The organism is Dactylosporangium salmoneum (genome assembly GCF_039532525.1).
GTDB lineage: Bacteria > Actinomycetota > Actinomycetes > Mycobacteriales > Micromonosporaceae > Dactylosporangium > Dactylosporangium salmoneum.
On the sequence record NZ_BAAARV010000085.1, the window covers coordinates 74,008 to 93,656 of the forward strand.

At 73.1% G+C, this 19,649-nt stretch carries 17 protein-coding genes; 6 read left to right on the forward strand and 11 right to left on the reverse strand.

The window, feature by feature from the left end; translation table 11 throughout:
• The first annotated feature begins 53 nt into the window (after positions 1 to 53).
• A complete protein-coding gene (locus tag ABD352_RS43275) occupies positions 54 to 710 on the forward strand; it encodes a hypothetical protein (protein WP_344618413.1) in 657 nt (218 codons plus the stop codon).
• A gap of 18 nt (positions 711 to 728) precedes the next feature.
• On the opposite strand, the gene ABD352_RS43280 is transcribed toward ABD352_RS43275, so the two are convergent.
• Together ABD352_RS43280 and ABD352_RS43285 are read right to left on the reverse strand one after the other, a co-directional pair.
• Positions 729 to 1,490, reverse strand: coding sequence for a siderophore-interacting protein (locus tag ABD352_RS43280; protein WP_344618414.1), 762 nt, complete (start codon positions 1,488 to 1,490; stop codon positions 729 to 731).
• Complete coding sequence (locus tag ABD352_RS43285) at positions 1,487 to 2,491, reverse strand: ABC transporter substrate-binding protein (RefSeq protein WP_344618415.1); 1,005 nt, start codon at positions 2,489 to 2,491, stop codon at positions 1,487 to 1,489. The genes ABD352_RS43280 and ABD352_RS43285 overlap by 4 nt, the downstream gene beginning before the upstream one ends.
• A gap of 65 nt (positions 2,492 to 2,556) precedes the next feature.
• On the opposite strand from ABD352_RS43285, the gene ABD352_RS43290 reads away from it, so the two are divergent.
• The 3 genes from ABD352_RS43290 to ABD352_RS43300 are packed head-to-tail and all read left to right on the forward strand — an operon-like array spanning position 2,557 to position 5,274.
• Positions 2,557 to 3,534 carry a FecCD family ABC transporter permease gene (locus tag ABD352_RS43290; protein WP_425553905.1) on the forward strand — a complete coding sequence of 326 codons (978 nt, stop codon included), beginning with the start codon at positions 2,557 to 2,559 and terminating at the stop codon, positions 3,532 to 3,534.
• On the forward strand, positions 3,531 to 4,499 hold the full coding sequence (locus tag ABD352_RS43295; RefSeq protein ID WP_344618417.1) for a FecCD family ABC transporter permease: 969 nt from the start codon (positions 3,531 to 3,533) through the stop codon (positions 4,497 to 4,499). The genes ABD352_RS43290 and ABD352_RS43295 overlap by 4 nt, the downstream gene beginning before the upstream one ends.
• Complete coding sequence (locus tag ABD352_RS43300; RefSeq protein WP_344618418.1) at positions 4,492 to 5,274, forward strand: ABC transporter ATP-binding protein; 783 nt, start codon at positions 4,492 to 4,494, stop codon at positions 5,272 to 5,274. Before ABD352_RS43295 ends, ABD352_RS43300 begins: the two co-directional genes overlap by 8 nt.
• A 116-nt stretch (positions 5,275 to 5,390) precedes the next feature.
• On the opposite strand, the gene ABD352_RS43305 is transcribed toward ABD352_RS43300, so the two are convergent.
• Complete coding sequence (locus tag ABD352_RS43305; RefSeq protein ID WP_344618419.1) at positions 5,391 to 6,035, reverse strand: Crp/Fnr family transcriptional regulator; 645 nt, start codon at positions 6,033 to 6,035, stop codon at positions 5,391 to 5,393.
• A gap of 92 nt (positions 6,036 to 6,127) precedes the next feature.
• On the opposite strand from ABD352_RS43305, the gene ABD352_RS43310 reads away from it, so the two are divergent.
• The gene (locus ABD352_RS43310; RefSeq protein WP_344618420.1) at positions 6,128 to 6,790 is read left to right on the forward strand and encodes a TetR/AcrR family transcriptional regulator; all 663 of its coding nucleotides are present in this window, start codon (positions 6,128 to 6,130) and stop codon (positions 6,788 to 6,790) included.
• Between the two features lie 275 nt (positions 6,791 to 7,065).
• On the opposite strand, the gene ABD352_RS43315 is transcribed toward ABD352_RS43310, so the two are convergent.
• From ABD352_RS43315 to ABD352_RS43325, 3 genes are read right to left on the reverse strand one after another with little or no spacing between them, the layout of a single operon-like run.
• Positions 7,066 to 7,947, reverse strand: coding sequence for an aldo/keto reductase (locus ABD352_RS43315; protein WP_344618421.1), 882 nt, complete (start codon positions 7,945 to 7,947; stop codon positions 7,066 to 7,068).
• Positions 7,948 to 7,958: 11 nt separating this feature from the next.
• Positions 7,959 to 8,792, reverse strand: coding sequence for a carboxymuconolactone decarboxylase family protein (locus tag ABD352_RS43320; protein WP_344618422.1), 834 nt, complete (start codon positions 8,790 to 8,792; stop codon positions 7,959 to 7,961).
• Between the two features lie 21 nt (positions 8,793 to 8,813).
• Complete coding sequence (locus ABD352_RS43325; protein ID WP_344618423.1) at positions 8,814 to 9,848, reverse strand: zinc-dependent alcohol dehydrogenase family protein; 1,035 nt, start codon at positions 9,846 to 9,848, stop codon at positions 8,814 to 8,816.
• Between the two features lie 166 nt (positions 9,849 to 10,014).
• Between ABD352_RS43325 and ileS the strand changes: the two genes are divergently transcribed.
• Positions 10,015 to 13,110 carry an isoleucine--tRNA ligase gene (gene ileS / locus ABD352_RS43330; RefSeq protein ID WP_344618424.1) on the forward strand — a complete coding sequence of 1,032 codons (3,096 nt, stop codon included), beginning with the start codon at positions 10,015 to 10,017 and terminating at the stop codon, positions 13,108 to 13,110.
• Here the strand turns inward: ileS and ABD352_RS43335 are convergent.
• The 5 genes from ABD352_RS43335 to ABD352_RS43355 form a co-directional block, all read right to left on the reverse strand.
• Positions 13,079 to 13,813 (reverse strand): cobalt-precorrin-6A reductase, encoded by a 735-nt coding sequence (locus ABD352_RS43335; RefSeq protein ID WP_344618425.1) that lies wholly within the window; start codon positions 13,811 to 13,813, stop codon positions 13,079 to 13,081. The genes ileS and ABD352_RS43335 overlap by 32 nt on opposite strands.
• Positions 13,814 to 13,828: 15 nt before the next feature.
• Positions 13,829 to 16,024: a ricin-type beta-trefoil lectin domain protein gene (locus ABD352_RS43340; RefSeq protein ID WP_425553906.1), complete on the reverse strand. Its 2,196-nt coding sequence runs from the start codon at positions 16,022 to 16,024 to the stop codon at positions 13,829 to 13,831.
• A 166-nt stretch (positions 16,025 to 16,190) separates the two neighbouring features.
• Positions 16,191 to 16,778: a hypothetical protein gene (locus tag ABD352_RS43345; RefSeq protein ID WP_344618426.1), complete on the reverse strand. Its 588-nt coding sequence runs from the start codon at positions 16,776 to 16,778 to the stop codon at positions 16,191 to 16,193.
• Between the two features lie 411 nt (positions 16,779 to 17,189).
• Positions 17,190 to 18,086 carry an alpha/beta fold hydrolase gene (locus ABD352_RS43350; RefSeq protein WP_344618427.1) on the reverse strand — a complete coding sequence of 299 codons (897 nt, stop codon included), beginning with the start codon at positions 18,084 to 18,086 and terminating at the stop codon, positions 17,190 to 17,192.
• 11 nt (positions 18,087 to 18,097) lie between these two features.
• Positions 18,098 to 19,649 (reverse strand): LuxR C-terminal-related transcriptional regulator (locus ABD352_RS43355; protein ID WP_344618428.1); only part of this gene is annotated, 1,552 nt, incomplete at its 5' end.

The window sequence follows — 19,649 nt, forward strand, 5'->3', positions numbered from 1 at the left end:
CGGCGCGGCGCCCGGGTTCCCCGGCGGCACGGCGCCGATGAGAAGAGGACCTGATGGAGGGACACCAGCGCGGACGGCGCCGGCTGGCCGTCGCGGCCGCCCCGGTCGTGGCCGTCCTGCTGGCCGCGGCCGGCTGGTTCGTCACCCGCCCCGAGCCTGACGGCCCCGCGCCGCTGGCCGACGCGGAGGCGTGCGCCAACATGCCGCTGGCCGAGCGGCTGCCGCAGGTGCTGGGCCTCGGGGCGTCGATCGTCGTGGCCCGCGGCGAGCTGACCGGCCGGACCGCCCGCGACGGCCCGCTGCACCACGAGATGACCCTGAACGCCGTGCGCACCCTCGGCGGGCCGGACATCCCGGACGGCACCGCCGTGTGGGTCGAGACGCCGCGGCTGCCGCCACTGCCCGACAAGTTCGCGGAGGGCAACCCCGGCCCGCTCTGGGGGCCGGACGGCGCGCTGTTCGGGCTCGTGTTCCCGCAGGCGGCCAGGAACTCACCCCTCGGCGTGACGGTGATCCAGGCCCCGGTCGTCGACGGCCAGGTCGTCTTCGGCATCTCCGGCGGCTGCTGGGATACCGACGGCGCCGGCGGCACGCCGTTCCACGGACCGCTGACGGAGATCCCCGGCAGCGGCACCTACGCCCGGGCCGCCGAGGCCGGCTTCACCGCCGTGCCGCTGAGCACCGTGGAGCGCCTCATCCCGCGGCGCTGACGGGCGCCCGACCCCGGCTCAGGCGACCGACTCGGCGATCAGGTCGTCCTCCGTGGCGCCCCGGCGCCAGTAGCCGGTGAACATCACGCGCGGCTTCGGGAAGCCGCGGTCCTGGACCAGGTGGCGGCGCAGGGCGCGGATCTCGCCCGACTCGCCGGCGATCCAGGCGTACGGCGTGCCGGGCGGAAGGGCGGCGCCGCGGATCGGGGTCAGCAGGTCGCCGTCGCACCGCACCGCGTCGGCAAGGGCCGGGCAGCGGTCCGGTTCGGCGGCGAGGTAGCAGTACACCGGAAGGGCATCGCCGACCCAGGCGCGGATCGCGGCCAGGGCGGGCAGCGCCGTCTCGTCGCCGGCCAGCAGGACCCACTCGGTGTCCTGCGGCGGGCGGAAGTCCACCCCGCCGTTGTCGGCCACCGTCGGGCCCAGGGCGACCAGGCGGTCGCCGGCGCGGACGCGGCCGGCCCACTGGATGGCCGGGCCGCCGCCCGGGTGCAGGGCGAACTCGACGTCGAACTCGCCCGGGCGCTGGTCGCTCACCGTGTAGGTGCGCATGACGCCGCGGGTCGACGGGTCCATGGCGCGCCACTGCGCGAACCAGTCCTCGCCCCGGGGCACCAGCGGCTCGGGCTGGCCGGGGCGGGGGAAGAACAGCTTGAAGCGCTGGTCGCGGCCGCCGCTGACGAACGTGGACAGCGCCGGGCCGGCGAACGTGACGCGGACCGCGGTGGGGGTCAGCGCCTCGTGCCGTACCACGTGGACATCGAAGAAGTCGAAGGTCACGACGCGACCTTGCGGGCGCTCTGCAGGGCCTTGGCCAGGGTCTCCAAGGGGGCGGCGCAGCCGGCGTAGCTGAACCGCGGCTCGCTCAGCCACGGCACGATCTGGCCGGCCTTGGCCGCGGGCAGGGCGGCCCACGTCGGCTTGGCGGTCAGGTCCTTGGGCTGCAGCGCCGAGGTACGGCTGTCCAGCAGGATCACGTCGGCCTTGTACTTGTCGGCGTTCTCCCAGCTCAGGTTCTCGAAGTAGCCGCCGGTGACCTGGCCGGGGACGATGACGTCGACGCCCAGCTCCTGGTAGTAGCTCAGGTCGGCGTACACCTTCGGATCCGAGACGTAGAGCAGGTCGGCGCTGGCCGAGGCGGCGAGCACCTTGAGGCCGCCGTTGGCCTTGACGGCGGCCCGCACCGCCTCGCTCGCGGCCTCGAAGCGGGCCTTGGCGTCGGCGACCGGCTTCGCGCTGACGTCGGCGCCGAGCGAGACGGCCAGCGCGCCGTACCGCTCGATGACCTTCAGCAGCGTGGTCCGCGCGACGGTGAGCCCGACGCTCGGGGCCAGGGTGGCGATCTTGTCCTTGCTGTCGTCCGGGACGTACCACAGCGCGTTCGGCTCGTACATGTTGGTGACGAGCAGGTCGGGGCGCAGGGTGGCGTACTTCTCGAGGTTGAACTCGCCCCAGGCGTTGCCGAGCGACTCCAGCCGCGCCGGGTCGAGGTCGCCGGCGAGCGGGTCCTTGCCGCCGTCGGCGCCCTTGAGCGGACCGAAGGTGCCGACGAGCTGCCGGTCGACGCCGAAGTCGTGCAGGGCGGCCGCGGAGCCGACGTAGGCGACGATCCGCTGCGGACGGGCCGGGAGGCTCACGTCGGTGCCCCGGTCGTCGGTGAAGGCCCACGGGCCGCCGCCGTCGCCCTCCCCGGGGCCGGCCTTCGCCTCGCCGCACGCCGCGAGCGCGCCGAGGCCGAGGACGCCGGCCAGCAGGCCGCGCCGGGAAACATTCCAGGACATGGTGGGTTGCCTTTCTCTCGGTCGATGCATAGGTTAGCCTCACCTAAGTTGACCTTGTCAAGGTGGTGTCTTTGTTGCCATTCGTCCGGCTCGCCGGCGCGATCGGCGTGCTCGTCGCCGTCGCGATCGCGAGCCTCGCCATCGGCGCCCGGGCCCTCGGGCCGGCCGAGGTCTGGCACGGGCTCACCGACGCGGGCGCCGCCGGGGCGACCGTCGTGCGCCAGCTGCGGCTGCCCCGCACCGTGCTCGGGCTGCTCATCGGCGTCGCCCTGGGCCTGGCCGGCGCGCTGATGCAGGCGCTGACCCGCAACCCGCTCGCCGACCCGGGACTGCTCGGCGTCAACGCGGGGGCCTCGGCCGCCGTGGTCACCGCGATCGCCTTCCTCGGCGTGACGGACCTCGCCGGCTACGTCTGGTTCGCCTTCGGCGGTGCGGCCCTGGTCTCCGTCGTGGTCTGGGCCGTGGCCGGGGGGCGCGGCGCATCCCCCGGCGGGCTCGCCCTCAGCGGTACCGCGGTCAGCGCGGCCCTGTACGCGTACGTCTCCGCCGTACAACTGCTGGACACCGCGTCCCTGGACCGGATGCGGTTCTGGGTGGCCGGCTCCCTGGCCGCCGCCCGCCCCGGCACCGCCGCGCTCATCGCCCCGTTCGTCGCCGCCGGCGTGCTCGTCACCGCGCTGCTGGCCCGGCCCCTCAACGCCCTGGCCCTCGGCGACGACGCCGCCCGCTCGCTCGGCGCGCACCCGGGCCGCATCCGCGCGGCCGCCGCCGTGGCCATCGTGCTGCTGTGCGGGGCGGCCACCGCGGCCTGCGGCCCGATCGTCTTCCTCGGGCTCATGGTCCCGCACCTCGTGCGGCCGTTCACGGGACCCGATGTGCGGTGGATGCTGGTGTACAGCGCGGTGCTCGCCCCCGCCCTGCTGCTCGCCTCCGACGTGCTGGGCCGGGTCGTGGCCCGCCCCGGCGAGCTGCAGGTCGGCGTGGTCACCGCGGTCCTCGGCGGCTGCTGGTTCCTCGCCATCGTGCGCCGGCGGCGGATGTGAAGGGCCGGCCGTTCCTGGTCGGCGCCGTCCTGGCCGCCGCCGCCGGGCTCGCGGCGCTGGTCGCCCTCGGCATCCCCGACGCGGTGCGCACGCTGCTCGGCAACGGCTCGCCCGCCGACGTCTTCATCGTGCGCGAGCTGCGCCTGCCCCGGGTCGTCACCGGCCTCGCCGCCGGCGCCGCGCTCGCCCTGGCCGGGGCCGTGTTCCAGTCCCTGGTGCGCAACCCGCTGGGCAGTCCCGACGTGCTCGGCTTCACCCAGGGCTCGGCCACCGGCGGCCTGCTCGCCGTGGTCCTCGCCGGCGGCGGCACCACCGCGGTGGCCACCGGCTCAGTGCTCGCCGCCGTCGCCACCGGCGCCGCCATCTACCTGCTCGCGTGGCGCGGCGGCGGGCACGGGCACCGGCTCATCCTGGTCGGCATCGGCGTGGCCGGCATCCTCACCGGGCTCAACAGCTACCTGCTGGTGCGGGCCAACATCGTCGACGCGGCCCGGGCCGTGCTGTGGCTCACCGGCAGCCTCGACGGCCGCGGCTGGGGCAACGCCGCCGTCGCCGGCGGGGCCGTCGTGCTCGTCGCCCCGATCGTGCTCGCCTGCGGCCGGGCGCTGCGGGTGCTGGAGCTCGGCGACGACCCGGCCACCGCCCTCGGCGTCGACGTCCGCGCGCTGCGGCTGACCGCCCTGGCCGGGGCCGTGCTGCTGGCCGCCGCCGCGTCGGCCGCGGCCGGCCCGGTGCTGTTCGTCGCGCTCACCGCGCCGCAGCTGGCCCGCCGCCTCACCCGGGCGTCGGGGCCCAACCTGCTGCCGTCGCTGTTCATGGGGGCCGCGCTGCTGGTCGGGGCCGACGTCGTCGCCCAGCGCGCGTTCCCCGGGCACCAGCTGCCTGTCGGGGTCGTCACCGGCCTGCTCGGCGGCGGCTACCTGGTCTGGATCCTGGCCGTGCAAGCAAGGAGGGTTCGTGGCTGAGCGCCTGCGGGGCGATGGGCTGACGCTGGGGTACGACGCCCGGACCGTCGCCGAGGGCCTGTCCGTCGCCATTCCCGACAACTCGTTCACCGTCATCGTCGGGCCCAACGCCTGCGGCAAGTCGACGCTGCTGCGCGCCCTGGCCCGGGTGCTGAAGCCGCGGGCCGGCACCGTGCTGCTCGACGGGCGCGACATCGCCACCCGCCCGGCCCGCGAGGTCGCCCGCACGCTCGGCCTGCTCGCCCAGACCGCGATCGCCCCCGACGGCATCACCGTCGCCGACCTCGTCGCCCGCGGCCGCTACCCGCACCGCGGGCCGCTGAGCGCCTGGGGCGCGGCCGACGAGCGCGCGGTCGCGTGGGCGATGGACGCCACCGCGGTCACGCCGCTGGCCGGCGCCTACGTCGACGAGCTCTCCGGCGGGCAGCGGCAGCGGGTGTGGATCGCCATGGTCCTCGCGCAGGAGACGCCGCTGCTGCTGCTGGACGAGCCGACGACGTACCTCGACATCACCCATCAGCTCGACATCCTCGAGCTGTGCGCGCGACTGCACCGCGAGCACGGGCGCACCCTCGTCGCCGTGCTGCACGACCTCAACCTGGCCGCCCGCTACGCCACCCACCTCGTCGCCATGCGCGACGGGCGGATCCGGGCCGAGGGACCGCCGGCCGAGGTGGTCACCGAGGCGATGATCGAAGAGGTCTTCGCCCTGCCGTGCCGCGTGGTGCCCGACCCGGAGACCGGCACCGCCCTGGTGATCCCCAGACAGCGCTAGCGGCGCCGCTTGTGCTGGGCCCGGCGCACCCTCGCGCTAGCGGCGCCGCTTGTGCCGGGCCCGGCCCGCCCTCGCGCTAGCGGCGCCGCTTGTGCCGGGCCCGGCACGCCCTCGCGCTAGCGGCGCCGCTTGTGCTGGGCCCGGCGGGCCAGCGGGGCGTCGTCCAGGATCACGATGCACTTGTTCTCCAGCCGGACCCAGCCGCGGCTGGCGTACTGCGCCAGGACCTTGTTCACCGACTCGCGCGACGCCCCCACGAACTGCGCCAGCTCGGTCTGCGTCAGGTCGTGCACCACCCGGGTCGTGCCGCCGTCGGTCACCCCGAACTGGTGGGCGAGCTGGATCAGCTGCCCCGCCACCCGCCCGGACACGTCGGTGAAGAGCCGGTCGTGCACGGTGGCCCGGTCGTCGCGGATGCGCCGGGCGACCACCCGCAGCAGCTGCTCGGCCGCCTGCGGCCGGTGCGCCAGCCAGTGGTACAGCGCGGTCTTGTGCAGCCGGGCCAGCCGCGCGTCGGAAACCGCCGTCGCCGTGGTCACCCGCGGCCCGCCGTCGAGCAGCTCCACCTCGCCGAAGTGCTCGTCCGGCCCGAGCAGCGCGAGAAGGCCCTCCCGCCCGTCGTGCGAGCGGCGGCTCAGCTTCACCTTGCCGTCGACCAGCACGTAGAGGTAGTCGGCCGTGTCGCCCTCCCGGAACAGCACGGCGCGGCGCGGGACCTGGATCGTCTCGAACTCGGTGGCGAGGTCGGTGTCCTCGAGCATGTCAACCTCCTAGGCGGACGGTACCTAGTACCATGTCGACGGTACTGCATACCGCCAAGCTGAAGCAACGCCCGATGCGCGAGGATGTGCCTGTGACAACTCCGGCCCGAGAGCGCCTGGTCGACGCGGCCTTCGACCTCTTCGACGAGCGCGGCTTCGAGCAGACGACCGCGGACGACATCGCCGATCGGGCCGGCGTCGGCCGCACGACGCTGTTCCGGCACTACCGGTCCAAGGAAGACGTGATCTTCCCGGACCACGACCGGCTCCTCGCCGCCGTCAAGGAGCGGCTGGCCACCTCGAGCGCGGACACCGCTCTGGTCGCGGTCACGGATGCGGTACGGCTGGTGCTCATGCGCTACGTCGAGGAGGGCGACCGCGCCCGGCGCCGCTACCGGATCACGAGCCGCGTGGCCGCCCTGCGCGACCGCGAGATCGCCAGCGTGGCCCGCTACCAGCGACTGTTCCGCGAGTTCATCGCCGACTGGATGGGCCCCGCCCCGGGCGCCGCACTGCGGGCCGAGCTGATGGCCTCCGCCGTGGTCTCCGCGCACAACCACGTGCTACGCCGGTGGCTGCGCCGCGACGCCAAGGACCCGGCCGCGGAGCTGGACGCCGCCATGGCCCAGGTCGTCTCCCTCTTCACCCGCCAGGCCGAACCGACCGGCACCGGCTCGACCGTCCTGGTCCTGCACGACCACCGCGACCCCGAAGCGGTGGCCGCCGCCGTCCGCGAGGCCCTGCGCAACGCATAGACACGCGGGCGCACGTCGGAGCACTGCACAAGCACAGCGCCCTTGCGGAAGCGAACGCACGTCGGAGCACTGCACAAGCACAGCGCCCTTGCGTAGGCGAACGAGAATGCCCCGCCGAAAGGGTCGGGGCATTCTCGTATTCATCGCAAGAGATCATCGCCATCGACTGCCGGTGCGCCGGGTGTCGCCCGTGAGGACTACCTGCGTCACTTCTTCAGCGCTTCCGGCGCTGGGTGAAGTGATGGCAGTGGGATCGACCTGCGATGGACGGGGTCTCAGGCTTCGGGGATCGGCCTGCCGAACGTTTCGAAGGTGACGTCGGCAGGCTCGGGTCCGCCGCGCCGGCCGGTTTCGAGGGCGTCGATCGCCGACAGCTCCTCGTCGGTGAGGTGGAAGTCGAAGACGTCGAAGTTCTCGGCGATGCGCCGGGAGTTGGTCGACTTCGGGATCGCCGAGCGGCCTTGCTGGAGGTGCCAGCGCAGCATCACCTGGGCGGCGCTCTTGCCGTGCGCCTTCGCGATCTCGCCGATGACCGGGTCCTGCAGGGCGTTGGAGTGGCCGCTGTCGCGGTAGAACGTGATGCCGCCGATGGGCGACCACGCCTGGGTGAGGATGCCGTGCTGCGCGCCGAAGGTCTGCACGTCGCGCTGCTGGAAGTACGGGTGGACCTCGATCTGGTTGACGGCGGGCACGACGGTCGCCTTGTCCAGCAGCGCGGTGAGGTGCTCGACCATGAAGTTGCTGACCCCGATGGCGCGGACCTTGCCGTCGCCGAGCAGTGTCTCCAGTGCCCGGTACGCCTCCAGGGTCCTGCCGAAGTCCGAGGGCAGGGCCTGGTGCAGGATGAGCAGGTCGATCCGGTCGGCACGGAGCTTGCCGGCGCTCTTGGCGAAGCCGTGCAGGGTCTGCTCGTAGCCGTAGTCGCTGATCCAGATCTTGGTTTCCAGGAAGACGCCGGCGCGGTCGATGCCGGCGGCCGCGACGGCCTCGCCGACCTGCCGCTCGTTGCCGTAGGCGGCTGCGGTGTCGATGTGCCGGTAGCCGGTCGACAGGGCCGCCTCGACCGCGTCGCGGGTCTCGTCCGGAGGGGTCTGGAAGACGCCGAACCCGAGTGCGGGCATCTCGACGCCGTTGTTCAGCTTCAGCAGGGTGGACATGAAGGATCTCCTTACGCCGACGACGATGCCGGCGACGGGGCCGGCGACGGGGCCGGCGACGGGGCCGGCGACGATGCCCGCGACGGGGCCGGCGACGGGGCTACTTCGTCGATGAGCCGGATCGCGTTGAGCGTGCGGGGGTAGCCGATGAAGGGCAGCAGCTGGGTGGCCACCGACAGGAGGGCCTGCCGGTCGTTGCCGACGTTCAGGTTGGCGGCCACGTGGCCTTTGGCCTGCGGTTCGCAGCCGCCCATGGCGATGAGCATGGCGAAGGTGAGCAGTTCCCGGGTCGGCAGGTCCAGGCCGGTACGGGTGTAGTGGTCGCCGAAGCAGTTGGCCGACAGGTACCGCTGGATGTGGAGCTCGTCGGCGGGGGCCGCGGCGTACATGGCGTCGACCCGCTCGGCGCCGACGATGCGCTTCTGCACCGCGAGGCCCTTCTCCTCCCGGGTCTCCGGCGTGGTCGTGGACTGGCCCTCCAGCGGAAGCGGGACGCCGCGCGAGGTGAGGACGTCGTTGGTGGCGTGCAGGAAGTCGAACACCTTGCCCATGCCGGCGTACGGCACCGCCTGATACACGATCTCCTTGGCCTCGACGGGGGTGACGCCGGCGGTCAGCGCCGCGCCGAGCATGACCCGGTACTCGCTCAGCGCCTGGCCGGCGATCAGCGCGGCGAGCTGGACCATGAGCCGGGTCCGGGTGTCGAGGCTGCCGTAGCGCAGCACCTCGTCGAAGGCGAAGTTGTCGAAGTAGTCGATCAGGTCCGGGTCGGTGGCCGCGAGGGTGGACACGTGCCCGGGGAACAGTTCGTCGTGGTGCTTGCGGGCGTGCTCGTTGGGAGCCATGGGGGGCTGTCCCTTCAAGGGTCAGGGCTGGATGAGGACCTTGAGGGCGGACCGGTCGGCCATCGCGCGGTAGCCGTCGGGCACCTGGCCGAGGCCGACGGTGCGGTCGAACACCTTGCCCGGCTGGAGGCGGCCTTCGAGCACGTCGGGCAGCAGCTCCTCGATGTAGGCGCGGGCCGGGGCGACGCCGCCGGTCAGGGTGATGTTGCGGAAGAACACGCCGAAGTCGGCGGGCACGTCGGGGTACTGCGGTGCGCCGACCCGGCTGACCGTGCCGCCGTTGCGGACCACGGCGAACGCGGTCTCGATGGCCGGCCTGAGCCCGACGCATTCCAGCACGGTGTGGGTGCCGTCGCCGCCGGTCAGCTCACGTACCCGCTCGACGCCCTCGGCGCCGCGTTCGGCGACCACGTCGGTGGCGCCGAACTCCCGGCCCAGGTCGGTGCGGTCCTTGTGCCGGCCCATCAGGATGATCCGCTCGGCGCCGAGCCGCTTCGCCGCCAGCACGGCGGACAGCCCGACCGCGCCGTCGCCGATCACCGTGACCGTGGTGCGGGGGCCGACCCCGGCGGTCACCGCGCAGTGGTGGCCGGTCGGGAACACGTCCGACAGGGTCAGCAGCGAGGGCAGCAACGCCGAGTCCTCGCCGACCGGGAGCTTCACCAGCGTGCCCTGCGCCTGCGGAACCCGCACCGCCTCGCCCTGCCCGCCGTCGACGCCGTCCCTGGCCCACATCCCGCCGTGCCGGCACGAGGTCTGCAACCCCTCGCGGCAGAAGTCGCAGGTGTTGTCGGCCCACACGAACGGCGCCACCACCAGGTCGCCCCGCCGCAGACCGGACACCTCGGCGCCGGCGTCCTCGACGACGCCGAGGAACTCGTGCCCGATCCGGTCACCGTGCCCGGTGGCCGGGCGCGACCCGTACGGCCACAGGTCGCTGCCGCAGATGCACGAGCGCACCACCCGCACCAACGCGTCGGTCGGCTCCTGCAGCACCGCGTCCGGCACCTGCTCCACCCGGACGTCACCGGCACCGTAGATCACTGTTGCGCGCATGGGGATTCCCTTCTAGCCGTGACGCTTACCCCGTTGCCGTCCATACAACCGAGCGCCGCAGCGGTCTGGGAATGCCTGTCGTTCCAGGTACTCGCAGAACCCCCCACCCCTCGGCCGCGGCGTTAATGGTGCTCGTGAACCGGCGCGAAGGGGCAGACTGGCCGGCATGTACCGAACGGTTCCAGCCCAGGTCGACCTTCCGGCCATGGAGCGCGACGTCCTGGAGTTCTGGCGTGCGCGCGACGTGTTCCGGCGCAGCCTCGAACAGTCGGCGGGAAAGCCGGAGTGGGTGTTCTACGAGGGTCCGCCCACCGCCAACGGCATGCCCGGCGCCCACCATATCGAGGCGCGGGTGTTCAAGGACGTCTTCCCGCGGTACAGGACGATGAAGGGCTTCCACGTCGAGCGCAAGGCCGGGTGGGACTGCCACGGGCTGCCCGTGGAGCTGGCCGTCGAGAAGGAGCTCGGGCTGGCCGGCAAGCAGGACATCGAGGTGTACGGCGTCGCCGAGTTCAACGCGCGGTGCCGCGAGTCGGTGACCCGGCACACCGACGCGTTCGGGCGGCTCACCGAGCGCATGGGCTACTGGGTCGACATGGACGACGCCTACCGGACCATGGATCCCGGGTACATCGAGTCGGTCTGGTGGTCGCTCAAGCAGATCTTCGACAAAGGGCTGCTGGCCGAGGACTTCCGGGTAGCGCCGTGGTGCCCGCGCGACCAGACCGGGTTGTCCGACCACGAGCTGGCCCAGGGCTACGAGACGGTGACCGACCCGTCGGTCTTCGTGCGCTTCCCGCTCACCTCCGGGCCTCTCGCGGGCCGGGCGGCGCTGCTGGTGTGGACCACGACGCCGTGGACCCTGGTGTCCAACAGCGCGGTGGCGGTCCATCCCGACGTGACGTACGCCATGGCCTCGAACGGCACCGAAAACCTCGTCGTCGCGGAGCCGCTCGTGAGCAAGGCGCTGGGCGAGGGCTGGGCGGTGCGGGAGACGTTCACCGGCAAGGAGATGCTGCGGTGGACGTACGAGCGGCCGTTCGACTGGCTCGACACCACGAACGTCGTCGTCCTCGCCGAGTACGTCACCACCGAGGACGGCACCGGGCTGGTGCACCAGGCGCCCGCGTTCGGCGCCGACGACTACGCCACCGGGCGGGCATACGACCTGCCGCTGGTCAACCCGGTCCGGCCCGACGGGCGGTTCGAGGACGGGCTGGCACTGGTCGGCGGCATGTTCTTCAAGGACGCCGACGCCGTCCTGATCAAGAGTCTCCGGCAACGCGACCTGCTCTTCAAGAAGGTCGAGTACACGCACTCGTACCCGCACTGCTGGCGTTGCGGCACGCCGCTGCTGTACTACGCCCAGCCCTCCTGGTACATCCGCACCACCCAGGTCAAGGAAGCCCTGCTGCGCGAGAACGAGGCGACCGGCTGGCACCCGGCGTCGCTGCGGCACGGGCGCTACGGCGACTGGCTGGCCAACAACGTGGACTGGGCCCTGTCGCGCAGCCGCTACTGGGGCACCCCGCTGCCGATCTGGCGCTGCCCCGAGGGCCACCTCACCTGCGTCGGTTCCCTCGCGGAGCTCGGCGAGCGGGCCGGCCGCGACCTGAGCGGCCTCGACCCGCACCGGCCCTACATCGACGAGGTCGCGTTCGCCTGCCACTGCGGCGCCGAGGCGCGCCGGGTGCCGGAGGTCATCGACGCCTGGTACGACTCCGGCGCCATGCCGTTCGCCCAGCACGGTTACCCGTGGCGGGGCACGGAGGCGTTCGAGCGCGGCTACCCGGCCGACTTCATCTCCGAGGCCATCGACCAGACCCGCGGCTGGTTCTACACGCTCATGGCCGTCGGCACGCTGGTGTTCGACCGGTCGGCGTACCGCAACGTGGTCTGCCTCGGCCACATCCTCGCCGAGGACGGCCGGAAGATGTCCAAGCACCTGGGCAACATCCTGGAGCCGATGGCGCTGATGGACCGGCACGGCGCGGACGCGGTGCGCTGGTTCATGGCCGCGGTCGGCTCGCCGTGGTCGGCCCGGCGGGTCGGGCCCACCGCGCTGCAGGAGGTGGTCCGCAAGGTCCTGCTGACGTACTGGAACACGGTGGCGTTCCAGAGCCTGTACGCACGCACGGCCGGCTGGACGCCCGAGCGGACCGTCGCGGTGGCCGAGCGCCCGATGCTGGACCGCTGGCTGCTGTCCGACCTGAACCTCCTGGTCGGCGAGGTCGACTTGGCGATGGCGGCGTTCGACACCCAGCGGGCCGGGCGGCTGCTGGCCGGGTTCGTCGACGACCTGTCGAACTGGTACGTGCGGCGGGCCCGGCGCCGGTTCTGGCGGGGCGACCCGGCCGCGCTGGCCACCCTGCACGAGGCGCTCACGACGGTGACGCTGCTGATGGCGCCGCTGACGCCGTTCGTGACCGAACGGGTCTGGCAGGACCTCGTGGTGCCCACGGTCGCCGGGGCGGCCGATTCGGTACACCTGGCGCCCTATCCGGCGGCCGACGAGACCCTGATCGACCGGGGGCTGTCCGAGCGGATGGCCGCGGTGCGGCGCCTGGTCGAGCTCGGGCGGGCGGCCCGCGCGGAGGCGACCGTGAAGACCCGCCAGCCGCTCGCGCGGGTGCTGGTCTCGCCGCGCGCCCTCGACGCCCTCGACCCGGAGCTCGCCACGCTGCTCGCCGACGAGCTCAACGTCGAGGCGGTCGAGGCGCTGCACGGCTCGCTGGTCGACACCACGGCGAAGGCCAACTTCCGCACGCTGGGCCGGCGGCTCGGCAAGGGGGTGCAGGCGGCCGCCAAGGCGATCGCGGCCGCCGACGCCGCCGCCCTGGCCGCGGCGCTGCGCGAGACCGGCCGGGCCACGGTGACCGTGGACGGGGCGGAGCTGGAGCTGGAGCCCGACGACGTGTTCCTGACCGAGACGCCGCGGGAGGGCTGGGCCGTCGCCGGGGAGGCCGGGGTGAGCGTGGCTCTCGACCTGACGATCACGCCGCGGCTGCGCCGGGCCGGGCTGGCCCGCGAGGTGATCCGGCAGGTGCAGGAGGCCCGCAAGGCCGGCGGCCTCGAGGTGACGGACCGCATCGAGCTGCGCTACCGGGCCTCCGACGCGGAGGTCGCCGAGGCGCTCGCCGAGCACGCGGCCGGCATCGCCGACGAGGTGCTCGCCGTGGACCTCGCCGTCGGCGATCCACAGTGGCCGGACGTCCACGAGATGGACGGACTCACCTTCTGGCTGCGCAAAGCCACGCGATAACCTCGTCCACAGTGGACACAACGGCCACGCCCGGGGGGACCGGGGGGCGGTCGACGACCACCACCGGTATCCCCCGGGCGCGGGCCGCGTCGAGCTTGGCGGCGGTCATCGCTCCCCCGCTGTCCTTGGTCACCAGGACCCCGATGTCGTACCGCGCCAGAAGCTCCGTCTCGCCGTCCACTGTGAACGGCCCCCGGTCGAGGACGACTTCCAGCCTGGGCGGCACGGGCGGTACCGGCGGATCCACGCAGCGGACGAGGAACCACTGCTCCGTCAGGTGCGCGAAGTGCGCGAGCCCCTGCCGGCCGGTGGTGAGAAAGATGCGGCCGGCGATCCCGGGGAGCATCGCCGCGGCCGCCTCCAGCGACGGGACCCGCCGCCAGTCGTCGCCCGGTTTGCACTCGAACCCGGGCCGGCGCAGCACCACCAGCGGCACGCCCGTCGCGGAACAGGCCTCGGCGGCGTTGGCCGACATCCGGGCGGCGAAGGGGTGGGTGGCGTCGACGACCGCGTCGACGCGCTCGGCCCGCAGGTAGGCGGCCAGCCCGGCGGGACCGCCGAAGCCCCCGATGCGCACCTCCCCCGCGGGCCGGGCCGGGTCGGCGACGCGGCCCGCGAGGGAGGAGATCACACGGTACGGCGGCAGCACCGAGGCCAGCCGCCGCGCTTCCCCGGTGCCGCCGAGGAGGAGGACGGTCGGCACCGGGGAAGCCTAGCGTTACGGGTAGTTCACCAGGTTGGCGACGTTCGACGAGGAGTTCGACGGGCCGCCGGTGCTGTTGATGATGTGCGCGATGGTGCCGGTGCCGCCCAGCGAGACGGTCACCAGGTCGTGGAACTTCACGTTCGCGGTCTGCGGCACCTCGAACGAGTGGCCCAGCACGACGCTCGAGTTGGTGCTGAAGTAGCAGTAGCTGCCCAGGCCCCACGCCTCGTGGGAGGTGACGTTCGCGGCCACCTTGTACGCCGCCCAGCCCTGGGCGCCGCCGCCGCTGGACCAGCTCGACTGGTTCGGCACGTCGTACGGGATCTCGTTCTGGAAGAAGTAGGTCCGCCCGCCGTTGCCGTTCCAGATGACCTGGTACTGCTGGTAGTGCTCGACGAACAGCCCGTAGAACGTCACGTTGGCGCCGTTGACCACGAGCCCGTTGGCCGCCGTGTTGGTGCTCCAGCCGACGGTGCCGCCGTTGCCGTGGTCGGCCCGCCAGATCCACGCGTGGTCGCCGATCACGTTGTTGCTGTTGATCTGCAGGCTCACGGTGGCCTTGCCGACGGTGGCGCCGCCGATGCGGAAGAACACGTCCGACAGCGTGGTCGGGTTCGCCGAGTGGTCGGCGGACGAGCCGCTCGGGCCGACCTGGAGCAGGATCGGCGAGTTGACGGTGCCGGCGTCGAACAGCACGCCGGCGATCTTCACGCCGTCGACGTCGGCGACGGTCATCGCGGTCACGCCGTTGTCCGGCACGATCGTGGCCAGGCCGAGGCCCAGCACGACGGTGTCGGCGCGGGTGATGCGGATCGTGTCGTTGACGTGGTAGACGCCGGGGGTGAAGAGCAGGTTCTGCCCGGCGGCGAGGGCCGCGTTGATGGAGGCCGCGGTGGCGCCGGACTTGACGATGTAGAAGCTGCTGATCGGCAGCGAGGTGCCGGGCTGGTTGCCGCCCTGCCACGAGTTGCCGGTGGAGTTGGTCCGGATGCCCGGGGCGAAGACCTGGTAGTTGCCGGCGGCGTCGATGTACAGGAACGGCTTCTCGCGCACCACCGGCGTCTGGGCGACGCGGGTGTACGGCGGGCTCGGGAAGTTGCCGCTCGGCGCGTTGGTGTCGCCGACGAAGACCATGTTCCAGTTCGAGCCGCTCCAGCTGCCCATGTTGGAGTTGCGGGTGATCCACTGCTGCTGCGAGCCGGAGCGGATCTGCCCGTCGATGACGGAGTCGGAGATCCAGCCGCCGGAGGACCAGCCGCCGTCGTCGAGCTGCAGGTTGCCCCGCACGTGCATGCGGCGGTACGGCGCGGCCTGGGACACGGCCCAGCGGTCGGAGCCGCCGGTGGGGTTGACCGAGAGGTTCTCGGCGGAGCGCCAGAAGTTCTGCGTCGCGTTGCCCTGGAACCAGTCGGCCTCGGCGTGCACGGCGCCGTTGATGGTCACCTGGTCCGGCGAGAGGCCGAGGCCGGCGACCTGGGTGTAGAAGCCGACGTTGGCGTCGACGTTGTACGTGCCCGGGCGGAACAGCAGGGCGTAGCGCTGCGACCCGAACTGGTTGCTCTGCTGGGAGTTGAAGACCGAGCTGAGCTTGCTCTGGATCGTGGCCTGGGACATGGACGGATCGAAGATCGAGACGTTCGGCCCGAGGTCAGGGTTGCCGGTGTTCGGCGGGGTGCTGGTCGGCGGGGCGCTGGTCGGCGGCGGCGTGGTGCCTCCCGGGAGCGTCCACTGCTGGTTGGCGCTGGCGAAGCAGTCCCAGATCTGCAGCGGGGTGCCGTCGGCCGAGCTGGGGCCGGTGGCGTCGAGGCACTTGCCGAGCGCGCGCAGCGTGCCGTCGCTCTGCTTCGACCACGTCTGCGCGGCGGTGCCGTTGCAGTCCCAGATCTGCACCTTGGTGCCGTTGGCGCTGCTGGCGCCGGCGACGTCGAGGCACTTGCCGAGCGCGCGGATGGTGCCGTCGTCGCCGACGGTCCACTGCTGGGCGGTGGTGCCGTTGCAGGTGTAGAGCTGGACCTGGGTGCCGTTGGCGCTGCTGGCGGCGGCGACGTCGACGCACTTGCCGCCGTAGCCGGTGATCTGGCCGGCCGAAGCGGCCGAGGCGGCGGTCATCGCGAAGACGCCGACGCCGGCGGCGGCCAGGACGGTCGCCGCGAGGGCGAGACCGATCCTCAGGCGCGGCCGCCGCCTGGTGTGGTTGGAGGGGGTCACTGGCGGGTCCCTTCTGGGCGGGCATGCCCGCTCGGACCCGGTGGTGCTCAGGCGGTAGGTCCGGGGCGGGCAATCTGTGAAGATGCCTTACAGATCGCCAGGAGGCTATGCCCGCCCCGGACCGCACGTCAATATAAGACTTGAATTAAGCCAGTGAGCTGCAAATTTAAGACTTCGAGACGATCTGGCCGGCGCCACCGGCGGTCTCGTTGACCGACTCCAGCCACGCTTTCATGTCGGTCTGCCGCAGGCCGGTGCCACCGACGACGACGGTGTTGCCGACGATCAGGGTCGGGTACATCGAGGCCTGGTCCTGGGCGTAGGCCTTGGCCGCGTTGGCCGCCTTGAACTCCACGAAGATGGCCTGCTGCCCGCGGTGCGGCATGGTGTCGCCCTTCTTCGCGTAGCAGTCGAACTGCTTGAAGTCGGCCACGGCGGAGCGGTACTTGGCCGGCACGCCGGTGGAGTTGGCGTCCCACTGGCCGAGCGGGCAGTCGGGGTCCTTGGTGAACAGCTCGCCGGTCAGCTTGCCGACGGTGGCGAAGCTGAGCTTGCCGGCCTCGCCCTTCGCGGATCCGGACGCCTTGGGCTCCGCCGAGCCGCTCGGCGCGGCGCCGGAAGAGCCGGACGGGGCGGCGGAGGCGGCCGCGGCGGGGGCGTCGGTCTTCTTGTCGTCCTTCTTGTCGTCCCCACAGGCGGCGGTCATCAGGAGGGCGGCGGTGGCGACGGCGAGGACGGGCAGCAGACGCTTCATCGGGATTCGTTTCCTTTATGGGGGTACCGCGTGCGAGACGCGATGTCAGCCGTGGACGCACTGAACCTATGCGCGTCCGGGCCCCGTTGAATCCCGGATGTATGCCACCCGACAAGCGATCGTGGCGTACCTCACTCGACGGCCGTCCACAGTGGACGATGAGCCTGTCGGGTAGCCGACGGGCGGACCGGCCGCTCGGGTGTGCGTCCGGTCCGCCCTTCATGCCGGTGCCCTGGCCGTCCGCTTACCGGGGCACCCGTCGTTGGCGGCGCCCAGTATCTGTTAAGCGCCTTTCCTAATTGGTGGCAGGCTATGACCTGGATCCGTCGGACGTCAATACAAGACCTGAAAAAAGGTCGAGCGTCTTTTAGGCGGATATGTCGGGCGCGGGCGCGCCACGACATATCCGATTTATACCCTGACAGGCGACTTGCCGGATCTCCCGCCCGTGTGCGCGAGGATCGCCGCCGCCAGCTCCTCGTGCACCTCCGCGGGCAGCGTGTGCCCCATGCCGGTAACGATCATCAGCTCGGCGCCCGGGATGCGCTCGGCGATGATCGCCCCGTGCCCCGGCTTGACGGGCTCGTGAGTGCCCTCGATGACCAGCGTCGGCGCGGTGATCGCGGACAGGGCGCCGACCGGCTCGAAGTCCGGCCGGGCGGCCGCGGCCAGCCGATGGTTCACCGCGGCCGACAGGTCCCGGGCCCGGTCGTACACCCGCTCCTGCAGCCGCCGGGCCGCGTCCTCGTCGAACGGCAGGCCGGTGCCGTGCAGCACCCGCTGCTCGGCGATCATGCCGTCGACCCGGGTCCGCCGGTCGGCCGGCGGCGGGGCCGCCATCAGCGCGCGGTAGAACGCCACGAACTCCGGCGTGGGCTCCGGCAGGCTGCCTTCGGCCGGCTCCTGACCCATGAGGGCCCGCACGAGCACCTCGCCCTCGCCGCCGCCGAGCGGCGAGGAGGCGATGACGGTCAGCGAGCACACCCGATCGGGCCGCTCCACCGCGACGAGCTGGGCGAGCAGCCCGCCCGCCGAGTGCCCGACCAGGTGGGCGCGGTCGAGGCCATGCTCGTCCATCACGCGGTACACGTCGTCCTTGATGTCTTGCCAGGTGTACGGGTGGATGGCGAAGTCGACGGTCTGCGACCGGCCGGTGTCGCGGTGGTCGTAACGGATCACCCGGCGCCCGCCCGCGGCCAGGCGCCCGACGAGCTCGTCCGGCCACAGCACGCCCTGCGACATCGAGCCCATGATCAGCAGAATCGGGGCGTCGGTCCCGGCACCGAACGCTTCACTCCAGATGCTCACGTTTTGCATGGTCACAGCCTGCCGCCGCCGCCCGCCGGTGCCTTCTGTAGAACTACTAGCCGCGCCAGCTCCGTACGGGACCCGATGCCGAGCTTCGGATAGATCTTGTACAGGTGGTACTCCACCGTGCGCGGACTGAGGAACAGCTGGACGGCGATCTCCCGGCTCGACAACCCGTCGGCGACCAGGCCCGCGATGCGCAGCTCCTGCGGGGTGAGCGCCGCCAGCGCGCCGGCGGGCGGCGCCTGCCCGGTCTCGCCGGCGGCCCGCAGCTCATCCTGCGCCCGCCGGGCCCACGGCCGCGCGCCCGCGCGCTCGAACGCCTCCCACGCCGCCCGCAGGTGCGCCCGTGCCTCACCGGGCCGCTGGCCCCGGCGCAGCCGCTCCCCCAGCAGCAGGGCCGTGCGGGCCGCCTCGAACGGGTTGGTGTGCAGCCGCAGCGCCTCGACGAGGTCGTCCTCGGACCCGCCGGCGAGCCCCCGGCAGCGGGCCAGCAGCGCCCGCGACTCGGGCAGCGCGGCGTGCGCCGTCCACCGCTCGTACGCGGCGAGGGCGGCCCGGGCGGCGTCCTGGTCCCCCGCGCCGGCGGCGGCCTCGACGCGGTCCGGCGTGCTGCGCCACACGACGCTCGGGTGCCCGGCCCCGGGCCCGGCGGCGGCGAGCGCCGCGAACCGTTCGTGCGCCGCGGCGTGCCGGCCCAGGCAGAGCTCCAGCAGCGCCAGCGCGTAGGCGGCTACCCCGGCCCGCAGCCCCACCCGGTGCGGCAGGGCGATGGCCAGCGCCTCGCGGGCCAGCCGGGCGCAGTCGTCCTCGTCGCCGCGCAGGGCCGACACGGCCGCGAGGTTGGCCAGGTGGGCGGCGACGGTGTTGGTGTACCCGGCCTCGCGGGCCAGCGCCAGCCCCTCCTCCGAGACGGCCTGGCTGTCGGCGAGCCGGCCGGCCAGGCGCTCGGCGGTGGCCACGAACTCCAGCACGACCGGCAGCTGCCCGGTCATCCCGGACACCCGGGCCACCCGCCCGGCCCGGACCGCCAGCTGCCCGGCCCGGTCGGGCTCGCCGAGCGCGCTGGCCGCGGCGGCCGCCCAGAGGTACCCGGCGGCGTCCTCGAGCTCGCCGGTGCGGGCGAGGGCCCGGCGCAGCAGGCCCGGCCCGGTGGCGTCGCCGCCGAGCGTCAGGCCGAGGCCGGCCACGGCGTCGCGCAGGAAGCCCTCGGGGTGGGCGGCCGCGCGCCGGCCGAGCTCGGCGACGGCGTCCATGTCCCCGGCGTACGAGGCTGCCTCCGCGGCGTCGGCCAGCATGCCCAGCCCGTCGCCGGCCGCGAGGATGCGCACGGCCTCGGCGGCGTCGCCGGCGTTGAGCTCGAACCGGCCGCGCAGCTGGGCGAGCTCCATCAGCAGGGCGGGGTCGCCGCCGCCCCGCTCGCGCGCCTCGGCCAGCCACGACTGCGCCTGCCCGGGCCGCCCGCCGAGCCAGGCCGCGACGGCGGCGTCCTTGAGGCGCCGGGCCCGGAGGCGCGGGTCGGGGGTCAGCTCGGCGGCCCGCGCGAGGGCCGTGGCCGCGCTG

Excerpts from the sequence above, each read along its gene's own strand:
- ABD352_RS43275 (WP_344618413.1), top strand. The coding sequence starts at position 54 with ATGGAGGGACACCAGCGCGGACGGCGCCGGCTGGCCGTCGCGGCCGCC.
- ABD352_RS43285 (WP_344618415.1), bottom strand. The coding sequence starts at position 2,491 with ATGTCCTGGAATGTTTCCCGGCGCGGCCTGCTGGCCGGCGTCCTCGGC.
- ABD352_RS43305 (WP_344618419.1), bottom strand. The coding sequence starts at position 6,035 with ATGCTCGAGGACACCGACCTCGCCACCGAGTTCGAGACGATCCAGGTC.
- ABD352_RS43315 (WP_344618421.1), bottom strand. The coding sequence starts at position 7,947 with ATGTCCACCCTGCTGAAGCTGAACAACGGCGTCGAGATGCCCGCACTC.
- ABD352_RS43320 (WP_344618422.1), bottom strand. The coding sequence starts at position 8,792 with ATGGCTCCCAACGAGCACGCCCGCAAGCACCACGACGAACTGTTCCCC.
- ABD352_RS43325 (WP_344618423.1), bottom strand. The coding sequence starts at position 9,848 with ATGCGCGCAACAGTGATCTACGGTGCCGGTGACGTCCGGGTGGAGCAG.
- ileS (WP_344618424.1), top strand. The coding sequence starts at position 10,015 with ATGTACCGAACGGTTCCAGCCCAGGTCGACCTTCCGGCCATGGAGCGC.
- ABD352_RS43345 (WP_344618426.1), bottom strand. The coding sequence starts at position 16,778 with ATGAAGCGTCTGCTGCCCGTCCTCGCCGTCGCCACCGCCGCCCTCCTG.